The sequence below is a fragment of the Paenibacillus sp. J31R34 genome (assembly GCF_059383715.1).
On the sequence record NZ_JBXENU010000019.1, the window covers coordinates 49,432 to 62,910 of the forward strand.

Consider the following 13,479-nt stretch of genomic DNA (forward strand, 5'->3'; position numbering starts at 1 on the left):
ATCACTCCTACAAATGCGAACCACGCAAAAAAAAAGGGCTGCTTGCATCATTTTTTTTGCATGGTTCACGTTATGTTCATACAGAAAGTTTAACGTTGAGGTATACACGCGAGTAGGAGGGGTTCTGGTTGAATGGTTTAATCCGCTTTTCGATGAATAAAGTGGCTGCAATGGTTATATTGATTGCCCTGCTTGTAGGAGGGGGGCTATACGCAACGGCGACTCTGAAAATGGAGACGATCCCCGATATCTCGTTTCCAGTCGCCATGATTCAAACCACATATCCGGCACCGCCAATGGATGTGATGGATGAGGTGACGAAGCCGATTGAGGATAAAATCGCGAACATACAGGGGCTAGATACACTCAGCTCAACATCCAGCGATAATATCTCCAGCGTCGTTGTCCAGTTTAAGCAGGGCTACGATATAAAGGAGAAAAAGACGGAGCTGGAAAGCCTGCTGCAAGAGGTAGCACTTCCGGCTGGCGCGAGTACGCCAAAGGTTTTGACCTTCGGCTTTTCCTCCCAGCCTGCTTATTACTTAACGCTATATGCCGGGGAAGGCATGTCGCAAATGGAGCTCAACAAGCTTTACGAGGATAGCATTAAGCCATCGCTGGAAGGTGTTAATGGTATTGACCATGTTAATTCTATTGGCGTTAGTTCAACCTCGCTCGATATTTTGCTGGACGCAGATGCTTTATCCGTGTTCAACTTGTCGGCGGTAGAGGTAACTAGTGCCATTCAATCCGCTCTGACGGATGGTGCAGTCGGTTCAGTAGAGCTGGACGGCAAATCGCAAATGGCACGGGTGAGTGGCGATTTGAACAGCATTTACGGCCTCCGAAATTTGGAGTTTGCCACGAGGACCGGCCAAACGGTGCTGCTTCAGGATTTGGGAGATGTTCAGGCTGTGAACGAATCGAAGTTTATTGCCCGCTACAACAATCAGCCTGCGCTGGGCATTCGTCTTTATAAGATGAGCGAAGCCAATGCGGTTGATTTCTCCAATGAAGTCAATTCGGTGCTGACCGATTGGGAAACAAAGCAGCCAGCGGTTACATTCCAAAAAATTTACGATGGCGCAGATGAGGTTAGAAAATCGATCAGCGGCATTTTAAAGGAAGGCTTTATCGGGATTGCCCTTGCCTCGCTTATGATTCTGCTATTCCTTCGCAATATTCGGATGACGTTGATCGTTCTCGTCTCGATTCCACTCTCGATTCTGATCACGCTGATTATGATGTCGAGCATGAATATTACGCTGAACATTATGACGCTCGGCGGCATGTTCATCGCCATTGGGCGAATTGTGGACGATAGTATCGTCGTCATTGAGAACATATACAGTAATCTGGAAAAAGCGCAGGAGCGCGGCGAATCCGTCATTATTATGGCTACCCGCCAAGTTTCCATGGCGATTACATCCTCGACGCTCGTTACGGCAGGCGTGTTCCTGCCACTCGCAGTTGTTGGCGGCATCGTTGGACAGATGTTCCGGCCATTCGCGCTGACGGTATCATGTGCTCTGCTTGCTTCACTGGTCGTGGCGCTGACGGTCATTCCCATGATGACAAAGCTGCTCGTACTTCGCAGCCGCAAGCAGATTAAGCAGAACGAGCATGCGCATGACGGCAAAGTAACGCGTCTATATGAGCGTATTCTAGTATGGTGCTTGACTAATCGGATCAAAACCTTGCTGATGTCGCTTGTCATGCTTGTTGTGACCATGGCGATTACGATTCCGAATTTGGCAGTTAACTTCCTGCCTTCGAGCGGCCCAGAGAAGCTCGTGTACTTCCAAGTGAAGTATCCATATGAAACGTCACTGGAGAGCAATGACATGCAGTCACAGGAAATTGAGAAGATGCTGCTGGATGCCAAAGACAGCCAGGGCGGCGCCTTGTTCACCTTCGTGGAGTCCTTGGTTGGATATGCGGACAGTGACGATACCGTTCCTTATACAACCTTGCTTACCGCTGAGATCAGCGAAGCAGAGGATGCAATGCTGGTCTTGAACAACTATGTGGAGCTGATTAAAAACCAGTTGCCGCAAGGCACGGAAGTAACGGGAGAGACGGCAAGCGGTGGTGGAGGTCTTAACGGAGGAACCTTCTCTTATGTGCTGAAAGGTGACGATCAACAGTTGCTTGAGCAGGGGGCCGCACTCATCAAGGATAAAATGAAGGAATTCCCTGAGCTTACTAAAATCAAGGATACGCTTAGCGACGCCAAAACGGAAATAAGCATTACCGTTTCGCAGACGAAGGCTAGAGAGCTTGGACTTAATCCTGCTGATGTCAGAGATTCAGTTCGGATGTGGCTTGCAGAGCAGCGCCTTGGAGATATTCGCTTTGATAATGTTTTGTATTCCACAGTGGTCAAGCTTCGCGATGAAGATAAGGGCTCGCTTGAGAAGCTTGGCAAAATGCCGATTTTATCGCAGACGGCAGGCATCGTTTATTTGCAAGAGGTGGCCAAAGTAGAGGAAGTACAGGCCCCTGCTGCATTGAGCCGGGAATCGCGCTCGCAGGTCGTGAAGATGTCGGCTACCATTGATGCAGCAAACCAGACTGATGTCAGCACAAGAGTGGCGGCAGCGCTGGATGCAATTGAGCTTCCAACAGGTGTATCTACCGAGATACAGGGCGTGTCGGAGGAAATCACCGAAAGCTTCACGCAGCTGTTTATGGCTATGGCTGTATCCATCGCTATCGTTTATTTTATACTGGTTCTGTGCTTCGGCAATGCCAGCACGCCGTTCGCGATTCTGTTCTCGCTGCCGCTCGCCATTATTGGCGGTTTGCTAGGCCTGCTGGTTACGAATGAATCCATTAATATTACATCCCTCATTGGATTTATGATGCTGATCGGCATCGTCGTTACCAATGCGATCGTATTGCTCGACCGAGCGCAGCAGCTGCGGCATGAAGGCTTCTCCGTCCGCCATGCGCTGGTCGAAGCAGGCAGAGTCCGTCTGCGTCCGATTATTATGACAGCAGGCGCAACGATAGTAGCGATGATACCTCTGGCAATGGGCACTGGTGAAGGCGTACTTATTTCTAAAGGGCTCGCGGTCGTTGTTATCGGCGGCTTGATCACTTCTACACTGCTTACGCTTGTAGTCGTGCCAGTCGTATATGAGATGCTTGAGGCGATTAGCAACAAGCTGTTCCGCAAAGGGAAAGGCCAAGCTGCACCAGTGGATTTTAATAAGCCTGCCCATTTGGAAGGCTAAACATTTAAAATATAAGCCTTTATAAGTTTTTCCCTTATAAACAGGCTTATATTTCTCCGACAAAGCTTTTCGCACGTCCTAGAAGGACGACGAAGTCGTTTTTGCTTGGCACATAAAAGGTTAAGAGGGTTAACAATATAGAGGGGAGCTGGAATATATGTTTTTTCGTTTTATCAAGCAGGAGCGGCGCAGCAAAGCCGCACTCGCAGCCGTGTTTGCAATGGCTTTAATGGCTGCGGGATGCTCGAGCGCGGCACCTGCTGCAGAAGAGACAGCAGTAGAGCAGCAAGTGACAGTCATTAAAACAGAGGCGGCAGCCAAGCACAGCATGGGAGCTCCGCGCGAGCAGGTCGCTGAGGTAAGCGCCTCGGTTCGTCTGGACATTCCGACGATGGCTTCTGGCAAAATCGCTCGCGTGCTTAAGAGCAATGGCGACACGGTTCAAAAAGGAGAAGCCATCATTCAATTGGAGTCGAATCTCGCAGTGCTTGACCGTAAGCGCGCGGAAACCAGCCTGACAGCAGCAGAGCAATCTTTAGTAAAGGCTAAGCAGGATATTGCTTCAAGCCGTTCTACCTTGCTGAATAATATTGCTAGTCTGGAGACGCAGTACATTCAGGCTAGTGCCGGTGATGATCAAAATTTGATTGATGCCGCACGTCGTAATCTGGAGTCGGCCAAGCAGCAGCTTGCCGATTTGGATAATGGCAGCTCGCTTTCCGGGTTGCAGTCCCAAATCGATGCGGCTAGATTAGCCGTCGAGCAGGCAGATCTTCAGCTGGACAGCTATCAAATTACCGCTCCAGCGAGCGGTACGATTACTGATTTTGCCGTGAGCGAGGGCATGACGATAAACGCAGGTACAGTAGTAGCTGTCGTGCAGAATGTGAAGCAAATTTCGATTAAAACCGAGCTTAGCGAACCAGCAGCCGAGCTGGCCCGCGGCAAGTCAGATCTTGTCTACTACAATTCGGAGAATCCATCTGTGAAGAAAAAAGCGAAAGTGGTCTATCTCGCCTCGGTGCCTAATGCAAAAACGAGAATGTACGCGCTTGAGCTCACAACGGACAATGCGGATGGCTCGCTCAAGCCAGGCAGTCGCGTTCAAGTGGAGCTGACGACCGTTGCAGAGGAGAATGTAATTGCTATTCCATCGCTGAGTATTGTACGTGAAGGGAGCGAAACCTTCGTTATGCTGTCCAATGCAGGTACAGCTGAGAAGCGCGCAGTTAAATTGGGCCGCATCAATGGCGTCTATCAGGAAGTGCAAGAAGGCTTGAAAGAAGGCGAGACTGTTGTCGTCTCTGGCCAGCATACGCTGAGCGACGGGCAGAAGATCGAGAATGAAGAGGCTGCGAAGCAGTCATAAGGCAGGCGGAAGACAAGGAGGGAGCGGCAATTATGCTCTCTCCTTTTTTAAATATTAGGAAAGTATATGATTTTTCCATCCTTTCTCTATATTTCTCGGACTGAAACGAGCTGCGCCGCCAAAGGACGGCGAAAGCCGTTTCACCTTGATTTTTACAAGACTGCTTGATAGCATGTCTGGACTTTCTATAATTTTGTCAACAATGTATGGTGGAATAGCTGGCGGCGGTTTGTTACACTAGTAGCAACAGATTGCTAACTATTGAGGAGAATGTGCGGTACTATGAAAGCAAATATAATGCGTCAAGATGTAGAGTTGCTTGCTCCGGCAGGCGACTGGGAGTGTATGCGGGCGGCGGTTGCGAACGGTGCGGATGCTGTCTTTTTTGGTGTGGAAAAATTCAATGCTCGTGCGAGAGCGAATAATTTCCGCAGCGAGGAACTGCCAGAGATTATGGCCTTTTTGCACAGCTACGGCGTGCAGGGCTTTTTGACTTTCAATATTCTAGTATTTGAGGACGAGCTGCGCGATGCGCAAGCGCTCATTGAAATGTGTATAGATGCAGGTGTAGATGCGGTTATCGTGCAGGATTTGGGACTCGTGAAGCTCATTCGCGAGCTTTCTCCGGATTTCCCGATTCATGGCTCGACGCAAATGACGATTACTTCTCCAGAAGCGGTGGAATTTACGAAGCCGTTTAATATGGAGCGTGTCGTCCTCGGCCGTGAAAATAACCTAAAGCAAATTAAAACAATCGGCGAGCAGGCGAAGCTTCCTATGGAGGTTTTTGTGCATGGCGCGCTATGCGTATCGTATTCTGGCCAGTGTCTGACTTCGGAAATGTGGGGCGGCCGCTCGGCGAACCGCGGCGAATGCGCGCAGGCCTGCCGTCTGCCTTATGACCTGATGGTCGATGGCAAGCATCAGCCGATGGGCGATATTTCGTATTTGCTGTCGCCGAAGGATTTGGCGGCAATCGATCTCGTGCCTGAGCTGATTGAAGCAGGCGTCGTGTCCTTCAAAATCGAAGGACGTCTCAAAAGCCCGGAATACGTTGCCAATGTGGTCAGCAAATACCGTAAGGCAATTGATAAATATTTTGACGGCGACCTGTCCAAGCCATCGGTAGAGGAAGTTCGCGAATTGCAGCAAAGCTTCTCGCGCGGGTTCACACATGGCTTCCTATCTGGCACGAACAATAAAATGCTAGTTGAAGGCACGTTTCCCAAAAGCCGTGGCGTCTTCATTGGCCGTGTCGAGCGTATTCTTCGCGATGCTGTAACCGTCCGTCTGGAAGCTCCGCTTAAGCGTGGCGATGGCGTCGTTTTCGATGCTGGCGATCCAACGAAGAAGGAAGAGGGCGGCCGCGTCTACGACATTCGCCGCCAAGGCGTGAAGATTGAAGGGGAAGCGCAGGAAGGCACGCTGCTGGAGCTTGTTCCAGGACGCAGCGACGTTGATTTGCGTAAGGTGCATGTGGGCGACCGCGTATGGAAGACGAATGACCCGGCTCTGGATAAGCGTCTGCGCGCGACCTATGAGACGGAGAAGCCATACCGCGTTTTCCCGCTTCATGTATCGGTAACAGGCAAGCTCGGCGAGCCGCTGCGGACGATATGGACGGATATGCAGAAGGGAACGATGGTAGAGGTGGTCTCTGAGCTGCTGCTGGAGCAGGCGCAGAAGCGTCCAATGGATGCCGAGCTGCTTGCCGATCAACTGGGCCGTCTAGGTGGAACGGTTTATCAGCTTGACCATTTGGAAGTGCTGCTTGAGGGCGAACTGATTGTGCCCGTGCGTGAGCTCAACCGGATGCGCCGCGAAGCGGTAGAGCATTTAGCTGGAGAGCGCCCGAAGCCGCCCGTTTATGTGAAAAATAACATCGACCCGCTGGCAAACACCGCGGATCAAGAGGCTGTTCCAGCCGCTGCCTCCGGTTATTCGCACGAAGGCGATCTTGCGCCGCGCCTGACGGCTCTATGCCGCGGCTTGCCGCAGGTCGAAGCGGCGATTGCCGCCGATGTCGATATGATTTATGCTGATTTTGAATTTATTAAGCAATTTCCGGCGGCTGTAGAGCTGGCGCGAGCGGCAGGCAAGCCTATCGCTCTGGCGACTCCGCGCATTCATATGCCGGGTGAGAACGGCTACCATGCTAACATTTTGAAGCTTAAGCCAGACGCTGTGCTTGTCCGCAATACGGGTGCGCTTTATTATTATTTGCGCGCCAAGGCCGAAAATCCCGATCAGCCATTTCCTAAGCTGATTGGCGATTTCTCGCTGAATGTGGCTAATCACAAGACGGTGAAGCTTTTTGAAGAAGTTGGCCTCGATATGATTACGCCGTCCTATGACCTGAACATTCAGCAAATGATGGATATGCTGGACAAGGCCAATACGGCAAAGCTGGAAGTCGTAATCCAGCAGCATATGCCGATGTTCCATACGGAGCACTGCGTCTACTGCACCTTCATGAGTGAAGGCACCAACTTCACGAACTGTGGACGTCCATGTGAAGATTCGCGCGCTTCCTTGCAGGACCGTATTGGCATGTCCCATCCGGTTCGCGTAGACGAAGGCTGCCGCAATACAGTGTACAACGCGATTGAGCAATCGGGAGCTGAATATATTAAGCAATTTTTGGAGCTGGGCATTCCATCATTCCGCGTCGAATTTTTGGAAGAAACGCCGGAGCGGGTAACGGAAGTATTGTCCCTTTACCGCGATGCGCTTGATGGCCGGATTACGGGAACGAAAGTATGGCGCACGCTGAAAGCAACAAACCAAATCGGCGTAACACGCGGACAATTGGTGAAGTAAGAAAGCGGAAAGAGGAGAGCCGGCATTGCGGGAAACGCAGTGTCGGCTTTTTTTGAAAATATAAGCATTTATAAGTTTCACCCTTATAATCAGCTTATATTTCACCGCGAAATGGTAGCATTGCCGCCAGAGGACGGCTTCAGCCGTTTACGCTTGAGGATACCTGATCTTTGGTTCACTCAAGCCGTTTGACACCGCCATGCGGCTCGCTTAGCATAGGAAGAAGCAGGCTGCGATTTAGAGCCAAAGTTACTGAAATAACTGGAGCGCTCATAACGACAAGTGAGCATAACGGATAGGGATAAGCGGGGTAATGGTGAGGATGGACGGACAATGGTATGCAGGTTGGAGACATGTATTTAAGCTGGACCCGGAGCGCAGCATCTCCGATGAGGAGCTTGATGCGATTTGCATGTCGGGTACAAATGCCGTATTAGTAGGAGGCTCTAGCGGCGTGACGTTTGAGAATACCGTAGATTTAATGTCGCGCATTCGCCGTTATGCGGTAGATTGCGCGCTGGAGGTCTCGTCGATGGATGCGGCGGTTCCCGGCTTTGACGGCTATTTCGTGCCGCTTGTATTGAACACGAGCCAGGCCGAGTGGATTAATGGTCGCCAGACAGAAGGGCTGCAAGCATTCGGCTCCTTCATTCCTTGGGAGGAAACGGCGGCGCAAGGTTATATTATATTGAATGGAGAAGCGACCGCCGCCAAGCTGACAGGAGCAAATGCCGAGCTGAGCGAGGAACAGGTGCTTGCTCATGTGCAAATGGCGGACCGCCTCATGCGCCTTCCTGTCATTTATATGGAATACAGCGGTCAGTACGGCGACATGGCACTTGTTCAAAAAGCGTATGATACGATCGCGCAGGCCCAGCTATTTTATGGCGGCGGCATCGATGGCGCAGATAAGGCGAGCGAGGCGGCTGCGGCTTGCGACACTGTCGTTGTCGGCAATATTATTTACGCGGATTTGCAGGCAGCACTGGCTACTGTGCCTGCCGTTCACAACACGATTCGCAAGCATATAAGAAACGAAGCCTAGCTTTTATAAGAAACAACCGCCTATTTAGGATTTTATTTGCGTCTGCAAATTGACACTTCACGGCCCGTTGTCTACACTATGGATAGGCGAACAAATGCGAACAAAGGAGTACGACCATGTTTAATTTTATAAGCATCGACGAGGCGGTACAGAAGCTTAACCCACCGCAGCGCGAAGCGGTAAAAGCAACCGATGGGCCGCTGTTGATTATGGCTGGAGCGGGCAGCGGCAAAACCCGCGTATTAACCCATCGGATCGCATATTTAATTGAGAAGAAGCGCGTAGCGCCTTGGAGCATTTTGGCGATTACCTTTACGAATAAGGCATCGCGTGAAATGCGCGACAGAGTTAGCGCACTGATTGGCCCGTCGGGCAATGATATTTGGGTATCTACCTTTCACTCGATGTGCGTACGGATTCTGCGCAGGGACATTGACCGGATTGGCTTTACTTCCAATTTTACGATTTTGGATTCTGGCGACCAGCTGTCGGTTATTCGCAATTGCATGAAGGATCTGAATATCGATACGAAGAAATTCGAGCCGAAGGCTGTTCAAGCGTCCATCAGCGCCGCGAAGAATGAGCTGCTTACACCGGAGCGGTATGAACAGAAGGCAGGGGACTATTTTCAGGATATCGTCATTAAGGTGTACAAGTCCTACCAGAAGCGGCTCAAAAGCAATAACTCGCTCGATTTCGACGATTTGATTATGAAGACGATTCAACTGTTCCAGGAAGTGCCGGAGGTGCTGGATTTTTACCAGAACAAATTCCGTTACCTCCATGTCGATGAGTATCAGGATACGAACCGTGCGCAATACATGCTGTGCCGCATGCTCGCTGACAAGCATCACAATATTTGCGTCGTCGGCGACAGCGACCAGTCGATTTATCGTTGGCGTGGGGCGGATATTACGAATATTTTGAATTTCGAGGGCGATTATCCCGAAGCGCAGACGATTATGCTGGAGCAGAACTATCGTTCTACGGCTAATATTTTGAATGCGGCGAATGCGGTCATCAGCCTGAACACCGGACGCAAGCCGAAGAACCTCTGGACCGATCAAGGTGCCGGAGATGAGATTACGGTGTATCAGGCGGATTCCGAGCATGACGAGGGTTATTTTGTAACAGGTGAAATTCGCAAAAATAAAAATAGCGGCCGCAAATTTGGGGATCATGCCATTTTGTATCGGACGAACGCGCAGTCGCGGGTTATAGAGGAAATTTTGATCAAATCGGATATCCCTTATCAAATCGTGGGCGGCATCAAGTTCTACGATCGCAAAGAGATTAAAGATTTGCTCGCTTATTTGCGGCTGATTTCCAATCCGGATGACGATATTAGTCTTGCACGCGTCATTAATGTGCCGAAGCGCGGCATTGGTGACACGACGGTTGGCAAGCTGGCCGAGGAGGCAGCGCGGAGCGGCACTTCGATTTTCAACGTTTTGGGCAACCTGCAGGGGTTGGATATCAATGCCCGTACGCAAGCGCTGCTTGGAGAGTTCTATATAATGATCAGCAACCTTGCCGGCATGGTTGAATATTTGTCGGTGACGGAGCTGACGGAGAAGGTGCTGGAGATGACCCAGTACAAGCTGGAGCTTCAGCGCGAGAAGACATTGGAATCGACGGCACGGGTCGAAAATATTGACGAGTTCCTGTCCGTTACGATGGACTTTGAGAAGCGCAACGAAGACAAGACGCTCGTATCCTTCCTGACTGATCTCGCTCTCATCGCGGACATTGATTCCATGGATAAGCAGGATGAGCAAGGCAATGCCGCCCCAAGCGACGCTGTTGTGCTCATGACGATGCATAGCGCCAAAGGCTTGGAGTTCCCAGTTGTCTTTATTATTGGCATGGAGGAAAGCATCTTCCCGCACAGCCGCGCTTTGAACGACAATGATGAGCTGGAGGAAGAGCGCCGCCTTGCTTATGTAGGCATTACTCGGGCAGAGAAGCAGCTGTTTATGACTTCGGCTCGGATGCGCACCTTGTTCGGGCGGACCGCCTCGAATATGCCTTCACGCTTTTTGGATGAAGTGCCTAGCGAGCTCAAAAAGGATGCTTCCGCTTCGGGCGGTTTTGGCCGCAGCGGGGGAGGAAGCAGATACGGCACTGGAAGCTCGACTGGCTTCGGCTCGGGCGGACGGACAGCACCTTCGCGTCCAGCGGCAAATGGCGGGCTTGGCTCTGGAGGCCGATCGCTCGGCACGAGCACAAGCAGCGGCGTTCGAGTAAGCACGCCGCAAGCAGCCGGTGCAGGTGCAGCAGCGGGGGCGGCTGGAGATGCAGGCGCGAAGCAGTTCGCTGCCGGCGACCGGGTAGCCCACGGCAAATGGGGCGAAGGCGTCATCGTTTCCGTGAAAGGAACAGGCAATGACATGGAGCTTCAGATTGCTTTTCCCGCTCCGACAGGAGTGAAACGCCTGCTTGCAGGCTTTGCGCCAATAACGAAAGTTTAGCTCATTATTGAAAGGGGACATTTGCTGTGGAAATGAACCAAGCGGAAACAGCTGCAGCTTCACCTGCCCAAACCGAACGTATGATTACGTTAATTGATGAAATTACGGCTCATAATTACCAGTATTACACGCTGGATCAGCCGTCCATTGACGATGCTGACTATGACAAGCTTTATGATGAGCTGGTCGCATTGGAGAAGGAGACGGGGACCGTGCTGCCGGATTCGCCAACACAGCGTGTTGGGGGAGAGCTGCTTAAGGGCTTTGACCCGCATCGTCACCGTGCCAAGCTATGGAGCTTGGACAAGGCGCAAAACATCGAAGGGCTGCATGCCTGGAACCAGCGAATGCTGCGGGCGGTTAACGATTATAATACGAAAAATCCGGATGTTGATCCGCTCCCAGACCCAAGCTATGTTATAGAGCTGAAGTTCGATGGATTGACGTTGAATTTGACCTATGAGGATGGCAAGCTGACTCAGGCGGCTACGCGGGGCAATGGCGCGATAGGCGAAGGGATTTTGGCACAGGTGAAGACGATTCGTTCCGTCCCGCTCACGATTCCGTATCGGGAAGGTTTGATCGAGGTGCAAGGCGAAGGCATTATGCAGCTGTCGGTGCTGGAGAAATACAACCAGACGGCGGCGGAGCCGCTCAAAAACGCGCGCAATGCAGCAGCTGGCGCCCTGCGCAACTTAAATCCGAAGACGACTGCGGAGCGGAAGCTGAGCGCTTTTTTCTACAATATAGGCTATTCGGAAGAGCTGGCATTCACCACTCATCAGGAAATGCAGCAGTTTTTGCGGGACAACCGGTTTAAGGTAAATCCGTATGCGGTGTATTTTGACACAATCGAAGAGGTGGCGGCGGAGTTGGAGCGTTTGGCAGAGGGCCGCACCGATCTCGATTATTTAATAGATGGAGCTGTGGTCAAGCTCACGGATATCCGTACTCGTGAAGCGCTGGGCTATACAGACAAGTTCCCGCGCTGGGCGGTCGCGTTTAAGTTCGAGGCGGAAGAAGCGGCAACTATACTGCAATCCGTTTCTTGGGAAGTCGGCCGTACCGGCAAAATAACGCCTGTCGCCCGCGTCGAAGCCGTTGAGCTTGCTGGTGTGACTGTACAAAACTGTACGCTCAATAATATCGGGGATATCGAACGGAAAAATCTTAAGTTTGCGCTTGGTACATTCGTTACGATTCGACGCTCCAATGATGTCATACCGGAAATACTCGGCAAAACCGATGAAATAGATGGCCAGGAAATCGTATTTCCAGAGCAGTGTCCTTCCTGTGGCACGGAGCTTGAGCAGCGCGGCGCGCATTTGTTTTGCAACAACCGCTTAGGCTGTGGTCCGCAAATGATCGGCCGCATTACGCATTTTGCCTCGCGCGATGCGATGGATATTGATACATTCAGCGTTATGACGGCTGAACAGCTGTATACAGAGTGCAAGGTTCATGACCCTGCTGATCTGTATGCGTTGGAGTATGACGATTTGATTAAGCTGGAACGGTTCGGCGAGCGGAAGGCGCGCAAGCTGCTTGATGCGTTCGAGAAGTCCAAGAGCCGAGATTTGACGGCATTTCTATATGCGCTGGGCATTCCGAACACAGGAAAGTCCACCACGCGGACACTAGCAGATCATTATGGCAGCTTGGATGCTGTAATGGCGGCTTCGGTGGAAGAACTGGTGGAGCTGCCTGATATCGGTGGTATTGTAGCGGAGAGTATTGTAAGCTTCTTTGCAGACCCGGTTATGGCTGACAGCATCGCCCGTATGCGGGCGGCAGGTGTAAGCGCGGAAGCGGAGCATAAAGCCGTTGTGCGGGAAGATAGTGTATTCAGCGGCAAAACGGTGGTCATTACAGGGACATTATCCGGCATGAGCCGCGACGAAGCTGCAAAGAAGCTCGAAGCGTGCGGAGCAAAAGTATCCGGCAGCGTGTCGAAGAAGACGGATTATGTCATTGCTGGCGAAAATGCAGGCAGCAAGCTCACGAAAGCGAAGGAGCTCGGTGTCACTGTAATTGAAGATGAAGCAGAATTGCTGCGTTTATTAGAAGAGAACGAAGCATAATTGGCTGAAAAGTGCCGCCACGCCTGGGTTCTGGGACGTGCGCGGCGCTTTTTTTCATTATGAGGGATAAGGTTTCAGGAGGGGGGTTATAAATAAATGAAAGTTTTTTCGCGAAAGTAGTTGCATTTCGAAAATGGACATGGTATATTACTTCTTGTCGCTTCGGAGACATCGCGTTACACAGCAGAAATATTGAGAAATAAACAATAAAATAAGCTGTTGACACTGTCGAAGAATGGTGATAACATATACAACTGTCACTACAAAATGTGACAAACAAGTTCCTTGAAAACTGAACAAATGGATCACGTCAAAATCCAAACAATGTTTTAAATAGCTAGTTAAGTAATGAGCAAGTCAAACACCTAAATGGAGAGTTTGATCCTGGCTCAGGACGAACGCTGGCGGCGTGCCTAATACATGCAAGTCGAGCGGACTTGATGAAGTGCTTGCA

General features: G+C 51.0%; 6 protein-coding genes and 1 rRNA gene. All 7 read left to right on the top strand.

Going from position 1 to position 13,479, the window contains the following annotated elements; translation table 11 throughout:
* Positions 1-128 precede the first annotated feature (128 nt).
* Positions 129-3,239 (top strand): efflux RND transporter permease subunit, encoded by a 3,111-nt coding sequence (locus tag AC50YG_RS30720; protein ID WP_494832521.1) that lies wholly within the window; start codon positions 129-131, stop codon positions 3,237-3,239.
* Positions 3,240-3,396: 157 nt separating this feature from the next.
* Complete coding sequence (locus AC50YG_RS30725; protein ID WP_473756472.1) at positions 3,397-4,608, top strand: efflux RND transporter periplasmic adaptor subunit; 1,212 nt, start codon at positions 3,397-3,399, stop codon at positions 4,606-4,608.
* Positions 4,609-4,890: 282 nt separating this feature from the next.
* On the top strand, positions 4,891-7,428 hold the full coding sequence (locus AC50YG_RS30730) for a U32 family peptidase (protein ID WP_494832524.1): 2,538 nt from the start codon (positions 4,891-4,893) through the stop codon (positions 7,426-7,428).
* Positions 7,429-7,750: 322 nt separating this feature from the next.
* Entirely contained in the window at positions 7,751-8,473 is a 723-nt protein-coding gene (pcrB, locus tag AC50YG_RS30735) for a heptaprenylglyceryl phosphate synthase (protein WP_494832526.1), read from the top strand.
* Positions 8,474-8,589: 116 nt separating this feature from the next.
* On the top strand, positions 8,590-10,944 hold the full coding sequence (pcrA, locus tag AC50YG_RS30740; protein ID WP_494832528.1) for a DNA helicase PcrA: 2,355 nt from the start codon (positions 8,590-8,592) through the stop codon (positions 10,942-10,944).
* Between the two features lie 32 nt (positions 10,945-10,976).
* Positions 10,977-13,025 (top strand): NAD-dependent DNA ligase LigA, encoded by a 2,049-nt coding sequence (ligA, locus tag AC50YG_RS30745; protein WP_494832530.1) that lies wholly within the window; start codon positions 10,977-10,979, stop codon positions 13,023-13,025.
* 366 nt (positions 13,026-13,391) lie between these two features.
* A 16S ribosomal RNA gene (locus AC50YG_RS30750) occupies positions 13,392-13,479 on the top strand; the annotation flags it as partial.

Coding starts and splice junctions, on each gene's coding strand:
- AC50YG_RS30725 (WP_473756472.1), top strand. CDS start 3,397: ATGTTTTTTCGTTTTATCAAGCAGGAGCGGCGCAGCAAAGCCGCACTC.
- AC50YG_RS30730 (WP_494832524.1), top strand. CDS start 4,891: ATGAAAGCAAATATAATGCGTCAAGATGTAGAGTTGCTTGCTCCGGCA.
- pcrB (WP_494832526.1), top strand. CDS start 7,751: ATGGACGGACAATGGTATGCAGGTTGGAGACATGTATTTAAGCTGGAC.
- pcrA (WP_494832528.1), top strand. CDS start 8,590: ATGTTTAATTTTATAAGCATCGACGAGGCGGTACAGAAGCTTAACCCA.
- ligA (WP_494832530.1), top strand. CDS start 10,977: ATGAACCAAGCGGAAACAGCTGCAGCTTCACCTGCCCAAACCGAACGT.